General features: G+C 68.7%; 18 protein-coding genes and 1 pseudogene. 13 read left to right on the top strand and 6 right to left on the bottom strand.

Features of this window, described 5'->3' with window-relative positions; translation table 11 throughout:
- Positions 1-215: 215 nt before the first annotated feature.
- The 13 genes and pseudogenes from kdpF to KEC55_RS12080 all read left to right on the top strand — a co-directional run bounded on the left by kdpF (position 216) and on the right by KEC55_RS12080 (position 14,822).
- Positions 216-308, top strand: a complete 93-nt coding sequence (gene kdpF, locus KEC55_RS12140) for a K(+)-transporting ATPase subunit F (RefSeq protein ID WP_006752209.1) — start codon at positions 216-218, stop codon at positions 306-308.
- Positions 305-2,110, top strand: a complete 1,806-nt coding sequence (kdpA, locus tag KEC55_RS12135; protein ID WP_282505653.1) for a potassium-transporting ATPase subunit KdpA — start codon at positions 305-307, stop codon at positions 2,108-2,110. Before kdpF ends, kdpA begins: the two co-directional genes overlap by 4 nt.
- A 54-nt stretch (positions 2,111-2,164) precedes the next feature.
- Positions 2,165-4,249, top strand: a complete 2,085-nt coding sequence (gene kdpB, locus KEC55_RS12130; protein ID WP_282505652.1) for a potassium-transporting ATPase subunit KdpB — start codon at positions 2,165-2,167, stop codon at positions 4,247-4,249.
- A gap of 25 nt (positions 4,250-4,274) precedes the next feature.
- Positions 4,275-4,855, top strand: a pseudogene (gene kdpC / locus KEC55_RS12125) (potassium-transporting ATPase subunit KdpC).
- A 147-nt stretch (positions 4,856-5,002) separates the two neighbouring features.
- Positions 5,003-7,846, top strand: a complete 2,844-nt coding sequence (locus KEC55_RS12120; protein WP_282505651.1) for a DUF4118 domain-containing protein — start codon at positions 5,003-5,005, stop codon at positions 7,844-7,846.
- Positions 7,839-8,537 (top strand): two-component system response regulator KdpE, encoded by a 699-nt coding sequence (gene kdpE / locus KEC55_RS12115; protein ID WP_282505650.1) that lies wholly within the window; start codon positions 7,839-7,841, stop codon positions 8,535-8,537. Before KEC55_RS12120 ends, kdpE begins: the two co-directional genes overlap by 8 nt.
- 147 nt (positions 8,538-8,684) lie before the next feature.
- On the top strand, positions 8,685-8,966 hold the full coding sequence (locus KEC55_RS12110; protein WP_175846384.1) for a putative hemolysin: 282 nt from the start codon (positions 8,685-8,687) through the stop codon (positions 8,964-8,966).
- Positions 8,967-9,127: 161 nt separating this feature from the next.
- Positions 9,128-9,448, top strand: a complete 321-nt coding sequence (gene sugE, locus KEC55_RS12105; RefSeq protein ID WP_176050398.1) for a quaternary ammonium compound efflux SMR transporter SugE — start codon at positions 9,128-9,130, stop codon at positions 9,446-9,448.
- A gap of 240 nt (positions 9,449-9,688) precedes the next feature.
- On the top strand, positions 9,689-10,306 hold the full coding sequence (locus KEC55_RS12100) for a DUF4126 domain-containing protein (RefSeq protein WP_034190778.1): 618 nt from the start codon (positions 9,689-9,691) through the stop codon (positions 10,304-10,306).
- 107 nt (positions 10,307-10,413) lie between these two features.
- The gene (locus KEC55_RS12095) at positions 10,414-12,918 is read left to right on the top strand and encodes an ABC transporter permease (protein ID WP_282507522.1); all 2,505 of its coding nucleotides are present in this window, start codon (positions 10,414-10,416) and stop codon (positions 12,916-12,918) included.
- Positions 12,919-12,961: 43 nt separating this feature from the next.
- Positions 12,962-13,372 (top strand): group II truncated hemoglobin, encoded by a 411-nt coding sequence (locus tag KEC55_RS12090; RefSeq protein WP_282505649.1) that lies wholly within the window; start codon positions 12,962-12,964, stop codon positions 13,370-13,372.
- 104 nt (positions 13,373-13,476) lie between these two features.
- The gene (locus KEC55_RS12085; RefSeq protein ID WP_282505648.1) at positions 13,477-14,208 is read left to right on the top strand and encodes an alanyl-tRNA editing protein; all 732 of its coding nucleotides are present in this window, start codon (positions 13,477-13,479) and stop codon (positions 14,206-14,208) included.
- Positions 14,205-14,822: a DUF924 family protein gene (locus KEC55_RS12080; RefSeq protein WP_282505647.1), complete on the top strand. Its 618-nt coding sequence runs from the start codon at positions 14,205-14,207 to the stop codon at positions 14,820-14,822. The genes KEC55_RS12085 and KEC55_RS12080 overlap by 4 nt, the downstream gene beginning before the upstream one ends.
- Positions 14,823-14,973: 151 nt before the next feature.
- On the opposite strand, the gene KEC55_RS12075 is transcribed toward KEC55_RS12080, so the two are convergent.
- The 6 genes from KEC55_RS12075 to KEC55_RS12050 all read right to left on the bottom strand — a co-directional run bounded on the left by KEC55_RS12075 (position 14,974) and on the right by KEC55_RS12050 (position 20,990).
- The gene (locus tag KEC55_RS12075; protein ID WP_282505646.1) at positions 14,974-16,866 is read right to left on the bottom strand and encodes an ArnT family glycosyltransferase; all 1,893 of its coding nucleotides are present in this window, start codon (positions 16,864-16,866) and stop codon (positions 14,974-14,976) included.
- Positions 16,867-17,095: 229 nt separating this feature from the next.
- Positions 17,096-17,857: an SDR family oxidoreductase gene (locus tag KEC55_RS12070; RefSeq protein WP_282505645.1), complete on the bottom strand. Its 762-nt coding sequence runs from the start codon at positions 17,855-17,857 to the stop codon at positions 17,096-17,098.
- 22 nt (positions 17,858-17,879) lie between these two features.
- A complete protein-coding gene (locus KEC55_RS12065; RefSeq protein WP_048020480.1) occupies positions 17,880-18,461 on the bottom strand; it encodes a TIGR00730 family Rossman fold protein in 582 nt (193 codons plus the stop codon).
- Positions 18,458-19,216, bottom strand: a complete 759-nt coding sequence (locus KEC55_RS12060) for a TetR/AcrR family transcriptional regulator (RefSeq protein ID WP_282505644.1) — start codon at positions 19,214-19,216, stop codon at positions 18,458-18,460. Before KEC55_RS12060 ends, KEC55_RS12065 begins: the two co-directional genes overlap by 4 nt.
- 206 nt (positions 19,217-19,422) lie before the next feature.
- The gene (locus KEC55_RS12055; protein ID WP_282505643.1) at positions 19,423-19,959 is read right to left on the bottom strand and encodes a diacylglycerol kinase; all 537 of its coding nucleotides are present in this window, start codon (positions 19,957-19,959) and stop codon (positions 19,423-19,425) included.
- Complete coding sequence (locus KEC55_RS12050) at positions 19,956-20,990, bottom strand: glycosyltransferase family 4 protein (RefSeq protein ID WP_282505642.1); 1,035 nt, start codon at positions 20,988-20,990, stop codon at positions 19,956-19,958. Before KEC55_RS12050 ends, KEC55_RS12055 begins: the two co-directional genes overlap by 4 nt.
- Positions 20,991-21,000 lie beyond the last annotated feature (10 nt).

The raw sequence follows: 21,000 nt of genomic DNA, 5'->3' as shown, positions 1-21,000 counted from the left end.
TCTTCGCGCGTTTACACGGTTTTTATACCCACCCCGATACCTTTGACCCGTCCTTTACGTGCATTCCCATAAGGTTCTAGTCGTCTCACTTCGATGACGGAGAACACAAAAATGGATGGGGTATTTATCGGCGCCCTGGTGCTTTTCACCGCGCTGATCCTCGGTTTGATCGCCGGTTGCGAGAAGCTCGTGCAATACGGTCGCGGGGGGCGAGCATGACCTGGATGCTTTGGCTGGCGGGCGCCTCGACGGCCCTGCTGTTCGCGTATCTCGTCTTTGCGCTGCTGCGCGCGGAGGACATCGAATGAACGCGAACAACCTGTTGCAATCGTTGTTGTTCATCGTCGTACTGCTGGCGGCGGCCGTGCCGGTCGCGCGCTACCTGACGGCCGTGATGGACGGCAGCTCGCGCGTCGTGCGCGTGTTCGGGCCGCTCGAACGCGTGCTGTACCGCATCGCCGGCGTCGACGCCGGCAGCGAGATGAACTGGAAGCAGTACGCGATCGCGACGATCGCGTTCAACGCGCTCGGCGCATTGTTCCTTTATGGCCTGCTGCGCCTGCAGGGCTTCCTGCCCGGCAACCCGCAGCAATTCGGCGCGATGACGGTCGACGGCGCATTCAACACGGCCGTCAGCTTCGTCACCAACACGAACTGGCAGGATTACACGCCCGAGCAGACCGTCAGCTACCTGGCGCAGATGCTCGGCTTCACCGTGCAGAACTTCCTGTCGGCCGCGACCGGCATCGTCGTCGTGATCGCGCTGATCCGCGGCTTCGCGCGTCACACCGCGCAGACGATCGGCAACTTCTGGGTCGACCTCACGCGCGTGACGATGTACGTGCTCGTGCCGATGTCGATGATCATCGCCGCGCTGCTGATGAGCCAGGGCGTGATCCAGAACATGAAGTCGTACGAGGACGTGCCGGTGCTGCAGACGAGCACCTATGCGGCGCCGAAGCTCGACGCGCAGGGCAACCCGGTGAAGGACGACAAGGGCAACGCGGTGACGGTGCCGACCCCGCTCACGAAGCAGACGCTCGCGATGGGCCCGGTCGCGTCGCAGGAAGCGATCAAGATGCTCGGCACCAACGGTGGCGGCTTCTTCAACGCGAACTCCGCGCACCCGTACGAGAACCCGACGCCGTTCGCGAACTTCCTGCAGATCTTCTCGATCCTGATCATCCCGGCCGCGCTGTGTCTCGTGTTCGGCCGCATGATCGGCGACCGCCGGCAGGGCATCGCCGTGCTCGCGGCGATGACGGTCGCGTTCGCGGTCGCGGTCGGCATCGAGGTGAACGCCGAGCAGGGCGGCAACCCGACGCTCGCCGCGCTGCACGTCGACCAGTCGACGAGCGCGCTGCAGCCGGGCGGCAACATGGAAGGCAAGGAAACGCGCTTCGGTATCGCGCAGACCGGCATCTTCACGGTCGCGACGACGGCCGCGTCATGCGGCGCGGTCGACACGATGCACGATTCGCTGACGCCGCTCGGCGGTCTCGTGCCGATGCTGCTGATGCAGCTCGGCGAGGTGATCTTCGGCGGGGTCGGCTCGGGTCTCTACGGGATGCTCGTGTTCGCGCTGCTCGCGGTGTTCGTCGCCGGCCTGATGATCGGCCGCACGCCGGAATACGTCGGCAAGAAGATCGAAGCGTACGAGATGAAGATGGTGTCGATCGTCGTGCTGCTCACGCCGCTGCTCGTGCTGGTCGGCACGTCGATCGCCGTGCTCGCCGATGCGGGCAAGGCCGGCATCGCGAACCCGGGGCCGCACGGCTTCTCGGAAATCCTGTACGCGTTCAGCTCGGCCGCCAACAACAACGGCAGCGCGTTCGCGGGCCTGACGGTCGGCACGCCGTTCTACAACTGGATGACCGCGATCGCGATGTGGTTCGGCCGCTTCGGCACGATCGTGCCGGTGCTGGCGATCGCCGGTTCGCTGGCCGCGAAGAAGCGCATCGCGGTGACGAGCGGCACGCTGCCGACGCACGGTCCGCTGTTCGTCGTGCTGCTGCTCGGCACCGTGCTGCTGGTGGGCGCGCTGACCTACGTGCCGGCGCTTGCGCTCGGCCCGGGCGTCGAGCACCTGATGATGTGGCTGGGCGCGTAACGCGCGCCCGCATGGCGACACATTGAAAAGACTGAAGAGATTGAAGAGATCGCAATGACTCAACATTCCGCAACACGGTCCATGTTCGATCCGGCGCTGCTGCGCCCGGCGATCGTGGACTCGTTCAAGAAACTCACGCCGCGCACGCAGTTCCGCAATCCGGTGATGTTCTGCGTGTACGTCGGCAGCATCCTGACCACGATTCTGTGGATCGCGGCGCTCGCCGGCCAGGCCGAGGCGCCGTCGGGCTTCATCCTCGCGATCGCGCTGTGGCTGTGGTTCACCGTGCTGTTCGCGAACTTCGCCGAAGCGCTCGCCGAAGGGCGCTCGAAGGCGCAGGCTGCATCGCTGCGCAGCGCGAAGAAGGACGTGATGGCGAAGAAGCTCAACGAGCCGCATCCGAAGTCGCCGATCCGCATCACGACCGCGAGCGATCTGCGTAAGGGCGATGTCGTGCTCGTCGAGTCCGGCGACGTGATCCCGGCCGACGGCGAGGTCGTCGACGGCGTCGCGTCCGTCGACGAATCGGCGATCACCGGCGAATCCGCGCCGGTGATCCGCGAATCGGGCGGCGACTTCTCGTCGGTGACGGGCGGCACGCGCGTGCTGTCCGACTGGATCGTCGTCAAGGTCACCGCGAACCCGGGCGAGGCGTTCCTCGACCGGATGATCGCGATGGTCGAAGGCGCGAAGCGCAAGAAGACGCCGAACGAGATCGCGCTGACGATCCTGCTGGTCGCGCTGACGATCGTGATGCTGCTGGCCACTGCAACGCTGCTGCCGTTCTCGATGTTCTCGGTCGAAGCGATGAAGGCCGGCCACGTGGTGACGATCACCGCGCTCGTCGCGCTGCTCGTGTGCCTGATCCCGACGACGATCGGCGGCTTGCTGTCCGCGATCGGCGTGGCCGGGATGAGCCGGATGATGCAGGCGAACGTGATCGCGACGTCGGGCCGCGCGGTGGAAGCGGCCGGCGACGTCGACGTGCTGCTGCTCGACAAGACCGGCACGATCACGCTCGGCAACCGCCAGGCGTCGACGTTCGTGCCGGCGCCCGGCGTGACCGAGGAAGCGCTGGCCGATGCCGCGCAACTGTCGTCGCTCGCCGACGAAACGCCGGAAGGCCGCAGCATCGTGGTACTGGCCAAGGAACGTTTCAACATTCGCCAGCGCGACATGGCGCAACTGCACGCGACGTTCCTCGGCTTTTCCGCGCAGACGCGGATGAGCGGCGTCGACTTGCCGGGCCGTGAAATCCGCAAGGGCGCGGCCGATGCGATCCGCAACTACGTCGAGGCGCACGGCAGCCGTTTCCCGGAAGAAGTGCGTCGCGCGGTCGACGAGGTGGCGCGCCGCGGCAGCACGCCGCTCGTCGTGGCTGACCTGCATGAAGGGGCGGCGCGCGTGCTCGGCGTGATCGAGCTGAAGGACATCGTGAAGGGCGGCATCAAGGAGCGCTTCGCGGAGCTGCGCAAGATGGGCATCAAGACCGTGATGGTGACGGGCGACAACCGGCTGACGGCTGCGGCGATCGCGGCGGAAGCGGGTGTCGACGATTTTCTCGCGGAGGCGACGCCGGAAACCAAGCTCGCGACGATCCGCGAGCACCAGGCGGCAGGCCGTCTGGTTGCGATGACGGGCGACGGCACGAACGACGCCCCGGCGCTCGCGCAGGCTGACGTTGCCGTGGCGATGAATACGGGTACGCAGGCGGCGAAGGAAGCCGGCAACATGGTCGACCTCGATTCGAACCCGACGAAGCTGATCGAGATCGTCGAGATCGGCAAGCAGATGCTGATGACGCGCGGCTCGCTGACGACGTTCTCGATCGCGAACGACATCGCGAAGTACTTCGCGATCATCCCGGCTGCGTTCGTGACGACGTACCCGCAACTGCGCGTGCTCGACATCATGCACCTGACGTCGCCGGCCTCCGCGATCCTGTCGGCGGTGATCTTCAACGCGCTGATCATCGTCGCGCTGATCCCGCTCGCGCTGAAGGGCGTCACGTACCGGCCGCTCGGCGCGGCCTCGCTGCTGCGCCGCAACCTGCTGGTGTATGGCCTCGGCGGCGTGCTGCTGCCGTTCCCGTTCATCAAGCTGATCGACATGACGCTCGCCGCACTCGGCTGGGCCTGAGCCGGCCGCATTTGAAGGAAACATCATGAAAACGTTGATTCGCCCGCTCGTCGTGATCTTTGTCGTAATGGCCACGGTGACGGGCCTTGCTTACCCGGCCGTGATGACCGTGTTCGGCCAGGCCGTGTTCCCGTCGCAGGCGAACGGCAGCCTGATCGAGAAGGATGGCAAGGCGGTCGGCTCCGCGCTGATCGGCCAGCAGTTCGACGCGCCGAAGTACTTCTGGGGTCGACTGTCGGCCACCGCGCCGATGCCGTACAACGCGACCGGCTCCGGCGGCTCGAACCTCGGCCCGCTGAACCCGTCGCTCGCCGACCAGGTGAAGGGGCGTATCGCCGCGCTGCGCGACGCCGGCACCGACATGTCGAAGCCCGTGCCGGTCGACCTCGTGACGGCGTCGGCGAGCGGTCTCGATCCGGAGATCACGCCGGCGCCGCCGCGTACCAGATCGAGCGCATCGCGAAGGCGCGCAACCTGACGCCCGACGCGGTCGCGCAGCTTGTCGCCGCGAACACGAAGGGCCGCCAGTTCGGCGTGCTCGGCGAGCCGCGCGTGAACGTGCTGAAGCTGAACCTCGCGCTCGACGCGGCGCAGGCCGCGCACTGAGCGTGTGACGACCGGCGTCCGGCGCGGCATGATCCGCGCCGGACGCATTCATTCCCGACGGCGCATGCGCCGTCTTTGCCTTTTGCGGCGATTTGGAACAACAATGCTCGTACTCGCGCGCATCCGTGCGCTCCGCTTTCCTGACGCATGAACCGTCCCGATCCAGACCAACTCCTCGACAAGCTGCAACGAGACGAAGAAAAGCAGCGGCGCGGCCAGCTCAAGATCTTCTTCGGCGCATCGGCCGGTGTCGGCAAGACCTACGCGATGCTGCAGGCCGCGCGCCAGCGCCTGCAGGAAGGCGTCGACGTCGTCGTCGGCATCGTCGAGACCCACGGCCGCAGCGAAACCGCGGCGCTGCTCGACGGCCTCGACGTGCTGCCGCTCGCGCGCATCGACTATCGCGGCCGCACGCTCGCCGAATTCGATCTCGACGGCGCGCTCGCGCGTGAGCCGCAGCTGATCCTCGTCGACGAACTCGCGCATTCGAACGTGCAGGGCGCGCGTCACCTGAAGCGCTGGCAGGACGTCTACGAGCTGCTCGACGCGGGCATCGACGTCTATACGACCGTCAACGTCCAGCACCTCGAAAGCCTGAACGACGTGGTCGGCGCGATCACCGGTATCCGAGTGTGGGAGACCGTGCCCGACCGCGTGTTCGACGCGGCCGACGAAGTCACGCTCGTCGACCTGCCGGCCGAGGAACTGCTCGAGCGGATGCGCGACGGCAAGGTCTATCTCGCGCAGCAGGCCGAGCGCGCGGTGCGCAACTTCTTCCGCAAGGGCAACCTGATCGCGCTGCGCGAACTCGCGCTGCGGCGCACGGCCGATCGCGTCGACGCGCAGATGCGCGAGTACCGCGCCGACCGCTCGATCCAGCGCATCTGGCAGGCGCGCGAGCGGCTGCTCGTGTGCGTCGGGCCCGGCGCCGAAGCGCCGACGCTCGTGCGCGCGGCCGCGCGGCTCGCCGCGAGCCTGAAGGCCGACTGGCTCGCCGTGTATGTGGAGACGCCGCGCCTGCAACGGCTGCCCGATGCGCGGCGGCAACGCACGCTCGATGCGCTGAAGCTCGCGGCCGAACTCGGCGCGGAAACGGCCACGCTCGCCGGCGCCGATGCGGTCGCTGCGCTGATCGGCTATGCGAAGGTGCGCAACGTGTCGAAGATCGTCGCGGGTGGCTCGCCGAAGGCCGGGCTCATGCGCCGCCTCGCGCGGCCGTTCGGCGAGCAGCTCGCCGAACGCGCGGGCGACGTCGACCTGATGCTGATCCGTGCGTCCGCGAGCGACGAAGCGCGCGCCGCGCCGCTCGATGCGCGTGCGCGCGACTGGCGCGATGCGTTCGCGCAGTTCGGCACGCATCGTTCGCCGCCGCGGCACTACGCGTACGCGGCCGCGATCTGCGCGGCGATCACGGTCGTCGCGAGCCTCGTGTCCGAGCGGCTCGACCTGACGAACCTCGTGATGCTGTACCTGCTCGGCGTCGTGTTCTCGGCCGTGCGGCTCGGGCGCGGCCCGGGCGTGCTGCAGTCGTTCCTGTCGGTGGCCGCGTTCGATTACTTCTTCGTGCCGCCGCGCATGTCGTTCTCGGTGAGCGATACGCAGTACCTGCTGACCTTCTTCGGGATGCTGCTGACGTCGCTCGTGATCAGCCACCTGACGTCGACGCTGACGCGTCAGGCGAGCGTCGCGCAGCGCCGCGAGCGCCGCACCGGCGCGATCTACGCGATGGCGCGCGAGCTCGGCGCGGCGCTGACGACCGAACAGATCGTCGAGATCGGCAGCCGCCACGTGGGCGAGGTGTTCCGCGCGCGCGTCGCGTTCCTGCTGCCCGACAGCGCGGACAAGGTGCGCCAGAAGATCGAGGAGCCCGATGCGGCCGTCACGCTGACGGGCGCCGATCTCGACAGCGACGTCGGCCAGTGGGTGTACGACCAGCAGAAGCCGGCCGGCCGCGGCACCGACACGTTGCCCGCGACGGCCGCGCTGTACCTGCCGCTGAAGGCACCGATGCGCACGCGCGGCGTGCTCGCGGTCGCGTCGCGCGAGCCGCGCGAGCTCGAGGTGCCCGAGCAGCAGCGGATGCTCGATGCTTTCGCCGCGCAGATCGCGCTCGCGCTCGAACGCGTGCACTACGTCGAGATCGCGCGCGATGCCCTCGTCAACATGGAGTCCGAGCGGCTGCGCAACTCGCTGCTGTCGGCGATCTCGCACGACTTGCGCACGCCGCTGACGACGATCGTCGGCTTCTCGTCGATGCTCGCGAACGGGCGCGCGGCCGCGCAGGCCGGCGACGCCGTGGCGGCCGAGCGGTTCGCGCAGCGCGAGGGCGAACTCGTCGACGCGATTCACGACGAGGCGCTGCGCATGACGGGCATCGTCACGAACCTGCTCGACATGGCGCGGCTGCAGGCCGGCAGCCTGCAGCTCAAGCGCCAGTGGTCGCTGCTCGAGGAAACCGTCGGCGCCGCGCTCGCCGCGTGCAAGCGCGTGCTCGCGCGTCATCCGGCGCGCGTCGCGCTGCCGGCCGACCTGCCGCTGCTGCAGATGGACGCGGTGCTGATGGAGCGCCTGTTCACCAACCTGTTCGAGAACGCGGCGAAGTACACGCCACCCGATACGCCGATCGACATCGGCGCGGAGCGTGTGACCGACGACGGGCTGCCGTTCGTGCGCGTGCATGTCGACGATCACGGCCCGGGCCTGCCGGCCGGCATGGAAACGCGCATCTTCGACAAGTTCACGCGCGGCGAGAAGGAATCGGCGACGCCGGGCATCGGGCTCGGCCTCGCGATCTGCCGCGCAATCGTCGAGGCGCACGGCGGTAAAATCGGCGCGCTCAACCGCACCGCGCCCGACGGCCACGTGACGGGCGCGCGCTTCTGGTTCACCCTGCCGGTCGAGACGCCGCCGGCGGCACCTGCCGTGCCCGACGACGAATCCGATGTGCCGGGCGCATCGTCCCCATCCGAGCCATTGCCAGACCATGAGTGAACCCAGCCTGACCGTCGTCCTGATCGAGGACGAAAAGCAGATCCGCCGTTTCGTGCGCGCCGCGCTCGAAGAGGAGGACATCGCGGTGTTCGAGGCCGAGACGGGCAAGCAGGGGCTGATCGACGCGGCGACGCGCAAGCCCGACCTCGTGATCGTCGACCTCGGCCTGCCCGACACCGACGGCCTCGACGTGATCCGCGAGTTGCGCGGCTGGTCCGAGGTGCCGGTGATCGTGCTGTCCGCGCGTACGCAGGAAGAGGAGAAGGTCGCCGCGCTCGACGCGGGCGCCGACGACTACCTGACCAAGCCGTTCGGCGTGTCCGAACTGCGCGCGCGGATTCGCGCGCAACTGCGCCGGCGCAACCAGGGCGGCGCGAACGAATCGCCGAAGGTGACCTTCGGCACCGTGACCGTCGATCTCGCGCTGCGCCAGGTGTGGCGCGACGGCGAGATCGTGCACCTGACGCCGCTCGAATACCGGCTGCTCGCGACGCTCGTGCGGCACGCGGGGCGCGTGCTTACGCATCGCCAGCTGCTGCGTGACGTGTGGGGGCCGTCGCACGTCGAAAGCCATCACTACCTGCGCATCTACATGGCGCACCTGCGGCAGAAGCTCGAACTCGACCCCGCGCAGCCCGAGTACATCGTCACCGAGACGGGCGTCGGTTACCGGCTCGTCGGCGCCGCGTGATGGAGCGGACGGTGTCCCTGAGCAGGGCGTCGCGCGCCGGCAAGGTTGCGCCGGCGCGACAGTCTCGCGGCGTGCGCCGGCCTTGCACACCGCTCGCTCATTCCCCGTTATCCTGACCGTTCCGCGAACAAAAACGAGGAGCGTGCAATGTCCGTCCGTCTGGTCGTCATCTGTGCGCTGGCGCTCGCTGCGCCCGGCGCGTTCGCCCAACCGCTGCCGCCCGGGCAGCAGCCGCCCGCCCAGGCGGCGATGGCCAATCCCGCGTCGGTCAACTGCGAGAAGCTCGGCGGTCGCCACGTGGTCCGCAGCCTGCCGCGCGGGCAGGTCGGGATGTGCATGTTCAAGGATGGCCGCGTGTGCGAGGAGTGGGCGCTGTACCGCGACGACCGCTGCGTCGGCGGCGTCGCACCCAAGCGCGTGTCGAACTGACCGAACTGACCGGGCCTGGCCGATCGCGCCCTCGATCGGCCACCGGCCTGCCCGCAGCCGGCGCGTCCGTAAGCAACTTGTTATACTCGGCGCCGCCTGGGGACGACCCCGGGTCATTCGCTTCAACGGGGACGGCCCCATCCGATACGGAGTACGTCGAGATGGCGTGGGTATGGTTGTTGATTGCCGGTTTGCTGGAAGTGGCCTGGGCGGCCGGCCTGAAATCGTCGGACGGCTTCACGAAGCTCGGTCCGTCGGTGTTTACGATCGTGACGGCGCTGGCCAGCTTCGGGCTGCTCGCGGTCGCGATGCGCCAGTTGCCGCTCGGTACCGCATACGCGGTGTGGACGGGCATCGGCGCGATCGGCGCGTTCGTGTTCGGCATCGTGATGATGGGCGAGGCGCTGACTGCCGCGCGCGTCGCGAGCGCCGCGCTGATCGTCGCGGGGCTGATCGGCCTCAAGCTGTCGTCGGCCGCCTGACGCCGGCATCCGGGCGTCGGCGTCCGGGCGTCGGCATCCGGGCGCACATGCACCCGGAATGTCGCGCTGCGGAATTGCGCCGGTCACCCGGATAGCCTGTCTATAATGGAACGCATTCGGGCCTGAATACCGTCGTGCTTCTCGCGGCACACGGTGCCGGTCGCCACGCGCCGCGCGGCCGGTCTGTCCGACCCGATCCGGTCAATCGGCAAATCGCACGGAAAGTGCAAGGAGAGGGCGATGATCGAAGCCATTTCGCTCGGCGCGGGGCTCGCGTGGGCGAGCGGGCTGCGCCTGTACCTGACGGTGCTGATCGCCGGCGTGCTGGCGCGGGTCGGCTGGCTCCATCTGCCCGATACGCTGGCTGTCCTGATGTCGCCGTGGGTCATCGGCGCGGCGGCCGTGCTCACCCTCACCGAATTCCTGGCCGACAAGATCCCCGCGTTCGACTCGCTGTGGGATGCCGTGCATACCTTCATCCGCATCCCCGCCGGCGCCGTACTGGCAGCCGGTGCGCTCGGCCATGCCGATCCGACCGTGCTCGCGGTCGCGGGGCTCGCCGGCGGCTCGCTGGCCGGTGCCGCGCACGTCGCGAAGGCCGGTACGCGCGCACTGATCAACCTCTCTCCCGAACCGATTTCGAACTGGGTCGCATCGTCGACCGAGGACGGCCTCGTCGTCGGCGGGCTCGTGCTGGCGTTCTTCGTTCCGCTCGCGTTCCTCGTGCTGCTCGCCGCGTTCATCGCGGCGTCGGCGTGGGCGCTGCCGCGCCTGTGGCGCGGCGTGTCGGGCGGCTTTCGCGGGATGGCGAACCACATGGTGTCGCGGCTCAATTCGATCGGGGGCAAGCGCGATTGAACGAGCGGCAACCCGCGGCGCAGCCGCCGGCCGGGCAACCCGGCCATGACAGGCCCGCGCATGCCGGCCGCTTCGGTCTGCACGACCTGATCCGCCAGGCCGCCCGGATGACTGCGCGCGACTGGCGCGCGGGCGAGTTGACGTTGCTCGTCCTCGCGCTGGTGTTGGCAGTCGCGGCACTGACGAGCGTCGGTTTTCTCGCCGACCGGCTACGCCAGGGGCTCGAACGCGATGCACGCCAGATGCTCGGCGCCGATTTCGTCGTGCGCGCCGATCGTCCCGTCGATCCGTCGTTCGACCGGCAGGCCCGGGCGCTTGGCCTGCGTACCGCGACGACCGCCATTTTCCCGAGCATGATCGCGTCGGCCCCGGGCGGGCAGGCGGCCGATGCCGCACCGTCGCGCCTCGCGGCCGTGAAGGCCGTGTCGCCCGGGTATCCGCTGCGCGGCGCGGTGGATATCGTGCCGGCCGGCGCCACCGCCGCGCAGAAGGCGGCCGCGATCCCCGCGCCCGGTACCGTGTGGGCCGATCCGGCGCTGCTCGACGCGCTGCACCTGAAGGCGGGCGATACCGTGCGCGTCGGCCTGCGCACGTTCACGGTCGCCGCGTCGATTTCCCGCGAGCTCGATCGCGGCTTTTCGTTCGTCAATTTTTCGCCGCGGCTGATGATGCGCGCGGACGACCTCGCCGCGACGGGGCTCACGGGCTACGGCAGCCGCGTCACCTACCGGCTGCTGGTCGCCGGAGATGCACCGGCCGTCGCGCGTTTCGAAGCGTATGCGCACCAGCGTGTCGACGGCGGGAAACTGCGCGGCGTCGGGCTCGAATCGTTGCAGGAAGGCCAGCCGCAGGTGCGGCAGACGCTGGATCGCGCGCGCCATTTCCTGACGCTCGTCGCGCTGCTGACCGCGCTGCTCGCGGCGGTCGCGATCGCGATGGCCGCGCAGCGCTACATGCGGCGCCATCTCGACGGCTGCGCGACGATGCGCTGCCTCGGCGTGAGCCGCCGCACGCTCGGCGCGCTGTTCGCACTCGAATTCGCCGGGATCGGCATCGTCTCGGGCGCCGCGGGCGCGGTGCTCGGCTACGGCGGCCACTGGGTGTTGCTGACAGCAATCGGCAGCCTGATCGACGTTGCGCTGCCGCCGCCCACGCTGTGGCCGGCGCTGATCGGCATGGGCGCCGCGCTCGTGCTGCTGCTTGGCTTCGCGCTGCCGCCGCTCGTGCCGCTCACGCGCGTGCCGCCGGTGCGCGTGCTGCGACGCGAGTGGGGCGAGGCATCGCGCACCGCGTGGGCCGCGTATGCGATCGGCGTCGTGCTGTTCGCGGGGCTGCTGATCGTCGCGGCCGGCAACCTGAAGCTCGGCCTGATCGTCGCGGGCGGCTTTGCCGGCGCGCTGGTCGGCTTCGCGTTGATCGCGCGGCTCGTGCTGTTCGCGGCCGCCCGTGCGGTACGCAACGCGCGCGTGGCCGCCGGCGTCGGCTGGCGTTACGCGCTCGCGTCACTGCACCGGCGTGGCACGGCCAGCGCGCTGCAGATCACCGCGCTCGCGCTCGGCCTGATGTGCCTGCTGCTGATCGCGATCACGCGCAACGATCTCGTCGCGGGCTGGCGGCAGTCGACGCCGCCCGATGCGCCGAACCAGTTCCTGATCGACATCCAGCCCGACCAGCGCGACGATGTCGCGGCCTATCTGGCTGCGCACGGCGTGCGCGACGCGGTGCCCGCGCCGATGGTGCGCGGCCGCCTCGTCGCGATCAACGGCAAGCCGGTGAATCCGGACGCGTATCCGTCCGACGAGGCGCGCCGGCTCGTCGACCGGGAGTTCAACCTGTCGTATACGACCGAATTGCCGTCCGACAACCGGATCGTCGAAGGCGACTGGTTTGGCACGGCGGCCACGCCGCAGATCTCGATCGAGGCCGGCCTCGCGAAGACGCTGAACGTGAAGCCGGGCGACACGCTGCGCTTCGACGTGACGGGGCTGACGGTCGACGCGCCGGTCACGAGCGTGCGCAAGCTCGACTGGGGCTCGTTCCGCGTCAACTTCTTCGTGCTGATGCCGCCGCCGGTGCTGAAGGATTTCCCGGCCGTCTACCTGACGAGCTTCCACTTGCCGGCCTCGAACGCCGCGCTGCTCGATCCGCTGATCGCGCGCTATCCGAACCTGACCGCGATCGACGTCGCGCCGATCCTCGCGCAGTTGCAGCGGATGATGCTGCAGGTGGTCGGCGCGGTGCAGTTCCTGTTCGTGTTCACGCTCGCGGCCGGCGTGCTCGTGCTGTACACGGCGCTCGCCGGCTCGCGCGACGAGCGCGTGCGCGAGGCCGCGCTGCTGCGCGCGCTCGGCGCGTCGCGCGCGCAGGTCAATGCGGTACAGCGCGCGGAATTCGTCGTGGTCGGTACGCTGGCGGGCGCGCTGGCATCGGCGGGCGCGATCGCGGTCGGTTGGGTGCTCGCGTCGCGCGTATTCGATTTCCAGCTCGCCGTCGATCCGTGGCTCGTGCCGGCCGGCATCGCGGCCGGCGTCGCGTGTGCCGGTGCGGCCGGCTGGCTGAGCCTGCATAATGTGTTGCGGCGCCCCGCGCTGCAGTCGCTGCGCGACGCATGAGCGTCGCCGGCGGCCCCGAATATCCCGTTTTCCGACTATCCGTATGACCGATGTGAATGACGAAGCGCCGTCGCAGCCGACGGCGTTCGAGCTCGTGGGCGGCGAAGCCCGCGTGCGCGAAATGGTGGACCGCTTCTACGACCTGATGGACCTCGAGCCCGAGTTCGCGGAAATTCGCGCGCTGCATCCGCAGTCGCTCGACGGTTCGCGCGACAAGCTGTTCTGGTTCCTGTGCGGCTGGCTCGGCGGCCCCGACCACTACATCAGCCGGTTCGGCCACCCGCGGCTGCGTGCACGGCACCTGCCGTTCCCAATCGCGTCGGTCGAGCGCGACCAGTGGCTGCGCTGCATGGCGTGGGCGATGGAGGATGTCGGGCTGCCCGAGCCGCTGCGCGAGCGGCTGATGCATTCGTTCTACGACACGGCCGACTGGATGCGCAACCGGCCCGGTTGATCGACCGGTACGCCGCTGCCCGCACGCCGGACGATCTGCGTCTGGGCGCGCGTGCGGCGTGACGCGACACTGGTCGTTTCTCCCATCGATACGAGGCTCGCCCGATGACGACACAAGCGCTGTTTCGCGAAGACGCGTACCTGACGCAATGCGACGCGGTCGTCCAGGCCGTCGGTGACGACGGCATCCGGCTCGACCGCACGGTGTTCTATCCGCTTGGCGGCGGCCAGGCCGGCGACTCCGGCACGCTGACGCTGCCCGACGGAAGTGCGATCACGATCGCCGATACACGCAAGGCAAAATTCGACGGCGCGACACCCGACGATGCCGTGCACGTGCCGGCGCCGGGGCAGGAGGCAAGCGTCGCGGCGCTCGCGCCCGGCACGCACGTGGTCGCGCAGATCGACTGGCTGCGCCGCTACCGGCACATGCGCCTGCATACGGCCGCGCACCTGATGTGCGCGGTGCTGCCGTATGCGGTTGACGGCTGCAGCGTGACGGCCGACTACGTGCGGCTCGATTTCGCGACCTCCGATGCGATCGACCGCGACGATGTCGAGCGGCGTCTCGCGGGTCTTGTTGTCGGCGCGCATCCGGTGACGACCGAATGGATCACCGACGACGAGATGGCCGAGCGGCCCGACCTCGTGCGCACGATGAGCGTGAAGCCGCCGATGGGCCTCGGCCGCGTGCGGCTGTTGCGTATCGAAAATGTCGACCTGCAGCCGTGCGGCGGCACGCATGTGCGTAACACGTCCGAAATCGGCGGGCTGCGGGTCGCGAAACTGGAAAAGAAGAGCGCGCGTACACGGCGCCTCGTACTGGAGTTTGCATGACGATCGACACCGGCAAGGCCGGCGCAGCGGCACTGGATCCGCAAGCGCGGGAGATTCTGGATTTCTGGTTCGGCGAGCCGGGCTCGGCCGAATTCGGGCAGGAACGCAAGGTATGGTTCAACGGCGGCGCGGCGTTCGACGACGTGCTGCGCACGCGCTACGGCGCGTTGCTCGACGCAGCCTGCGACGGCGCCTGCGATCACTGGGCCGACTCGCCGTCGGGGGCGCTGGCGTTGATCGTCGTGCTGGACCAGTTCTCGCGCAACATCCATCGCGGCACGCCGCGCGCGTTTGCCGCCGATCCGAAGGCGCTCGCGCTCGCACGCCGTGTCGTCGCGGCCGGCTGGGACGTGCAGTTGCCGAGCGGGCATCACCGCGCGTTCGCGTATCTGCCGTTCGAGCACGACGAATCGGTCGAGAGCCAAAGCGAAGCCGTGCGCCTGTGCGCGGGCATTCGCGACGAGGCCGGGTGCGAGAGTTATCACCGTTTCGCGCTGCTGCATGCGGCCGTCGTCGAGCGCTTCGGCCGCTTTCCGCACCGGAACGCGATTCTCGGTCGCGCATCGACCGACGAGGAGACCGCGTTTCTTCGCGAGCCCGGTTCGTCGTTCTGAAGATCCGGGGGCAGTGGTGTAAAGAGGGCGGGAGCGAGCCCGCGGCTTGACGCGGGTGTCTCAATGGCGGGTATCGCGCAAAGGTTGCGCACCGGCCGGCCGGGCGCGCATTACCTTTGCCGGGGATGGTGGCGCACCGCGCCGTCCTGCGTTACTGCAGATGCTGTTCGGGCGTACGCACGTACACGCGCAGCAGTTCCGCGTCGTCGCCCGGGCGGGCGCCCGTCCAGAACAGTTTCCATTCGCTGCCGGGCGCCGGATCGACCGCGCGCACGCCCTGGACGATCATCCACGTGCAGCGCGTCGACTTTGCGTCGTCGATCGGCATGTGCTGGATGCCCGAGAAGTAGTACAGCATCGGCGCTTCCGATTCGCCGAGCCCGTGCAGGCTCGCCATGCAGTCGCCGTCGTTCCATTCGAGCGCGAGATGTGCGTTCAGGTCGTCGAATACGGAGCGGTAGCTCTTCGCAACGTCGAGCCACGGCAGCAGCAGCGTGTAGATGAGCCCCCACGCGACGAGCGCGCCGGCGCCCCACGACAGCGCGCCGCGCCACAGGCCGGTCGTGCGCAGCTTCGGCAGCAGCGTCAGCCAGCCGACCGTCAGCGCGAGCGCGCCGATCACGAGCGCGGGCTGGATCGGCATCGTCCAGTCAAGCGGCAGCCAGCGGCCGAGCAGCGCGAGATCCGCGCGCGACGCGGCCGGATCGGCCATCACGGCCCAGATTGCCCACGCGAGCGCGACGGTCGTGCCGAACAGCACGCGGCTGAAGTAATCCCACGCGAGATGCAGCCGGCGCGGCAGGCGTTCGATTGCCTGCGCGGCGACCAGCGCGAGCGGCGCGAAGAACGGCAGGATGTAGAGCTGGCGTGATGTCGCGGACACCTGCAGCACCGTGAGCCCGATGCCGGTGAACAGCACGGGCAGCGCGATGCGCGGCGTGCGCCAGTCGCGCCATGCACCGCGTGCGAGGGCGACGATCGCGAGCGGCGCGACCGGGAAGCCGACGAGCAGGAACGCCCGCAGGATGAAGAACGGCTTGTCGTTTTCGGCGCCGAGTTCGGGGACGGAGAAGCCGAAGAACCGACCGACGTTGTTATCCCAGAACCACGTCATGAACAGCGTTTCGGAGCGCAGGAACAGTGCGGTCGGCCAGATCAGCGCGAACGGCGCGAACACGAGCGCGGCGACGCCGAGCGCGCGCGCGAACGAGCGGGTGCGGCAGGCCGGGTAGAGCACCAGCGTGCAGACGAGCGTGGCCGCGAATACGAGCGGCACGAACAGCCCCTTCGTCATCAGCGCGATGCCGACGCCCGCGCCGAAGATCGGCGCGGCCCAGCGGCCCGACGGCCGCACCGGCAACCCGTGCCGCATCTGCTGCGCGCGCGCGACGTGCTGCATCACGAGTTCGAGCAGCCCGCAGAAGCCCATCGCCGTCCCGGCGAACAGTGCGACGTCGGTCATCATGTCGTGCACGTGCTTGATGACGACGAGCGTGCCCGCGCTCAGCACGACCGGGCCGATCACGCGCAGGTCGAACCAGCTGTCCGCACGGCTGGCGACGCGCGCCGCGCGCGCGATGAAACCGAACGCGAGCGCGGCGAACAGCGCGCTCGCGAGCCGCGCCGCGTCGTGCAGCGGCATCACGCGCTGTAGCAGCCAAGCGAGGCTGGTCGCGACCCATGCGTAAAGCGGCGGCTTCTCCATGAACGGCAGGCCGGCATTGGTCGGTACGACGAAGTCGCCGGTCTCGAGCATGTGCTGGATGATGCCGAACGTATAGGTTTCGTCCTGTTTCCACGGATCGTGGCCGAGCACGCCCGGCAGCACGTACGCGCAGACCAGGACGACGACGAACAGCCAGGCCCGCCAGCCGAGCAGGGCCGTGCGGTCGACCGCGGTGCGGGTTGCGGTGGTCGTCGCAACGACGGGCGTGCCGGCGGCATCGAGCGTCGCGGCGGTGTTGGCGTCGGCAGTCGAGCGGGTGTGCTGGGCCGGGGCGGGCACAGACGTGCGTCGCCGGCTGGGCGCTGCGGTTCCAGGCATGGAAAAGATCTCGGATCGAGTCGAGCGGGTCCGCGACTTGGGCAGGACCGATAAGGGCCACATCAGGGCGGCAAAGACCAGACGTTTACGACGCCTGTCTGATTGCCCGCTAGTAGAGCACGGAACTATTACGGATGTTTACTGAAACCGTCACGAAATTGTGGAGATTTGTGGTGTCGTGACGACAGGTCGTTCCTGGCGGCGCTTCGGGCGCGCCGCTCGGGCGAGATTACCGGCCGCCGCCGACGTCGAGCAGGGCGCCCGTCGTGTAGGACGCCGCGTCGCCAAGCAGCCAGACGACCGCTTCGGCGATCTCCTGCGCTTCGCCCGCGCGGCCGAGCGGCGTTTGCGCGCCGAGGCGGGCCGCCCGGCCCGGCTGGCCACCGCTGGCGTGAATGTCGGTTTCGATCAGGCCGGGGCGCACCGCGTTGACGCGTACGCCGTGCGGGCCGAGTTCCTTCGCCAGGCCGATCGTCAACGAGTCGACCGCGCCTTTCGACCCCGCATAGTCGACGTATTCGTTCGGCGAGCCGAGCCGCGAGGCGATCGACGACACGTTGACGATCGCGCCGCCGCGGCCGCCACGGTCGGTGGACAGCCGGCGCGCGGCTTCGCGTGCGCACAGGTAGGCGCCGAGCACGTTGGTGTCGAACATCCGCTGCAGCCGGTCGACCGGCATGTCGGCGAGCGGCATCGATGGCGCGACGATGCCGGCGTTGTTGACGAGCGCGTCGAGACGTCCGAACGCGGCCGTGACGGCGTCGAACATCGCGATGACGTCCGCCTCGTTCGCGACATCGCCCGCGACGATGCATGCGCGGCCGCCCGCGTCGCGGACAGCCTGCGCTGTGAGTTCGGCCGCCGCCGCGTCGCGCGCGTAATTGATGCCGACGTCCCAGCCGCGTTCGGCCGCGAGCACGGCGGTCGCGCGGCCGATGCCACGGCTCGCGCCGGTGATGAGGACGGCCTTGCGATCGGACGGTGCGGTCATTGCGGGCGGTTTCCGGTGACGGTTACTTCGCTGCGTCGGGTGCCCACTTGTCGCGGGCGGGCGGCTGGTAGCGGCGCAGTCGCTCGATCAGTTCGACGGGTTCGGATTCGACGCACAGCGCGTCGAAATAGGCCGGACGCATGAAGCCTTCGTCGACCGTATGGCGCAGCAGCGCGATCAACGGATCGTAGAACGAATCGATGTTGTAGACGGCGACGGGCTTGCGGTGATAGCCGAGCTGCGCCCACGTGTAGACCTCGAAGAGCTCTTCGAGCGTGCCGGCGCCGCCGGGCATCGCGACGAACGCGTCGGAGAGGTCGGCCATCATTTTCTTGCGGTGGTGCATGTCGGGCACGACGTGCAGTTCCGACAGCCCTGTATGGCCGACTTCCTTGTCGACGAGCAATTCGGGGATCACGCCCACCGCCCGGCCGCCGGCCGCCATCACCTCGTCGGCAATCACGCCCATCAGGCCGACGCGGCCGCCACCGTAGACGAGCGTGAGGCCCGCATCGACGAGCGCGCGGCCGAATGCACGTGCGGCGTCGGCGTAGACGGGCCGCACGCCGGACGACGAGCCGCAGTAAACACAGACTGCCTTCATTGCTTGGAATCCTTGGCGGGGGCCTGCCCGGTGATGACGGGGCTGTCCGCCGGGCGCGGCGAGCCGTCACGCGGCGGCAGGTAGTCGGTGAACTGGCGCTTCGGCAGCTTGCCCGAGACCAGATCGTCGAACAGCTGGCGCGAACGGCCGCGCAGGTACGGCGCCATCACGGAGATCACGTGCATGCTGACCTGGTGCAGTTCCTCGCGGATCGCGTCCTGGTCGTTGTATTTGCGCGGATGCATCACGTACTGATACGACAGCCAGTACGTCGAGATCACGGCCATGTTGGTCGCGATGACTTCGATCTCGGCAGGCGTCGCGACCATTTCCGCGTCGGACACGAGCAGCTCGCACATGTCGTGCGCGAAGCGCACCTTGTGGCTGATGATCTGCTTGAAGTGTGTCTCGAGCGTGCGATTGCGTGCGAGCAGGTCGTTGAGGTCGCGATACAGGAACCGGTAGGTCCACATGAAATCGGCCATGTACTGCAGGTACGACCAGGTTTCGTCGATCGTCGGACGGTGATCTTCGGGGAAACGCAGCCGCCGTTCGATCTGCTGCTCGAACTGCGCGAAGATGCTGTTGATGATGTCGTCCTTGTTGCGGAAATGGTAGTACAGGTTGCCTGGACTGATTTCCATTTCCTCGGCGATCGTCGTGGTCGTGACGTTCGGCTCGCCGATCTCGTTGAAGAGTTTCAACGACAACTCGAGAATCCGTTCGCGGGTGCGGCGGGGAGGTTTCGCTTCCATGTCGTCCGGCCCTGTGTGTGCCGGACTGGCGGGCGCTGCAATCGATGCTGCGTGATTCGTCCGGCGCGGGTTGCTGTTCTATGTCTAGCGGACGATTATAAACCGGGGTTTCGCCACATCGGGCGCATTTCGTGTTCGCGGCTCCGCACCGCGCATGGTGCAGCGCCGCACGCGGGCGGTGCGCGGCGCATGCGCCCGGAACCTGTCTAGAAGCCGAGCCAGTGCGCGACGACCGGGCCCAGCACGAAGCCCCACGTCGTCACGCACGCGAACAGTGCGACCGTCACGGCCGCGCTGCCGAGGTCCTTCGCGCGCTTGGACAGTTCGTGGCGCTCGAGCGAGATGCGGTCGATCGCGGCCTCGACGCTCGAGTTCAGCAGCTCGACGATCAGCACGAGCAGCACCGAGCCGATCAGCAGCGCGCGCGACGCCGCCGGCACCGGTGCGAACGCACCGATCGGGAGCATCAATGCGGCGAGCGTGAGCTCCTGGCGAAACGCGCTCTCCTCGCGGATCGCCACGCGAAAGCCGTTCAGCGAATGCTTGAGGGCATACCATGCGCGCGTGATGCCGCGGTGGCGCTTGTACGGATTCGGCGGCAGCGGCGACAGCTGGTCGTCGGGGCCGAGCGGCTCGTGCGCGTGCACGTCCGCTTCGGCATGCGGCTCTTCCTCGTCGAACGGGCGGTGCCGTTGCGGCGCGGAGGCAGGGGGCGGGGTCTTGTCGTTCAGGTCTCGTTTCAAACGGCGGCACCTTCGGCTGGCGAGTACGCGGTCTTCGGCAGCGGCTTCAGATGCGACGCGAACTGCTCGGACGCCGCGCGCCACGAGAAGCGTTCGGCCCACGCGCGCGCGGTCGAGCGTTCGATCTTCAGCGCTTCGAGGCAGGCTTCCTGCAGGTCCTCGTGCATCGAGCCCGCGTCACCGCCGCTGAGCACGTCGATCGGGCCCGTGACGGGATACGCTGCCACCGGCGTGCCGCAGGCGAGCGCTTCGAGCAGCACGAGGCCGAACGTGTCGGTGCGACTCGGAAACACGAACACGTCGGCCGCAGCATACACCTTTGCCAGCTCGGCCTGTGACAGCACGCCGAGATAGTTCGCCTCCGGATAGCGCGACTTCAGCTCCGCGAGCGCGGGGCCTTCGCCCGCGACCCACTTCGAGCCGGGCAGGTCGAGGCGCAGGAACGCCTCGACGTTCTTTTCGATCGCGACGCGGCCCACGTACAGGAAGATCGGCCGCGCCGTGTTGAGTACCTTCGACTCCATCGGCCGGAACACCTCGAGGTCGACGCCACGGGTCCACAGCACGACGTTCGTGAAGCCGAATTTCTCGAGGTCCTGCTTGACGACCGGCGTCGGCGCCATCACCGCGAGCGACGGGCCGTGGAACCAGTGCAGGAAGCGGTAGGTCGCGGCCAGCGGAATGCCGAAGCGCGCCTGCACGTATTCCGGGAAGCGGGTGTGGTACGCGGTCGTGTACGGCAGCTTGCGCGAGCGCGCGTAGCGCCGCGCGGCGAGGCCGAGCGGGCCTTCCGTCGCGATGTGCAGCGCATCGGGTGCGAACGCATCGATCCGCGCGCGCAGCTTGCGGTACGGCAGGATCGACAGGCGGATCTCGGGGTAGGTCGGGCAGGGCACCGTGCGGAATTCCAGCGGCGTCAGCAGTTCGACGCGGTGGCCGAGCGCCGTGAGCTCACGCGACGTGCTCTTCAGCGTGCGCACGACGCCGTTGACCTGCGGTTCCCACGCGTCGGTGACGATCATGATCTTCATCGCGGCTTGT

This window comes from Burkholderia cepacia, from assembly GCF_029962485.1.
GTDB lineage: Bacteria > Pseudomonadota > Gammaproteobacteria > Burkholderiales > Burkholderiaceae > Burkholderia.
This window is presented reverse-complemented; position numbering and strand designations above follow the sequence as displayed.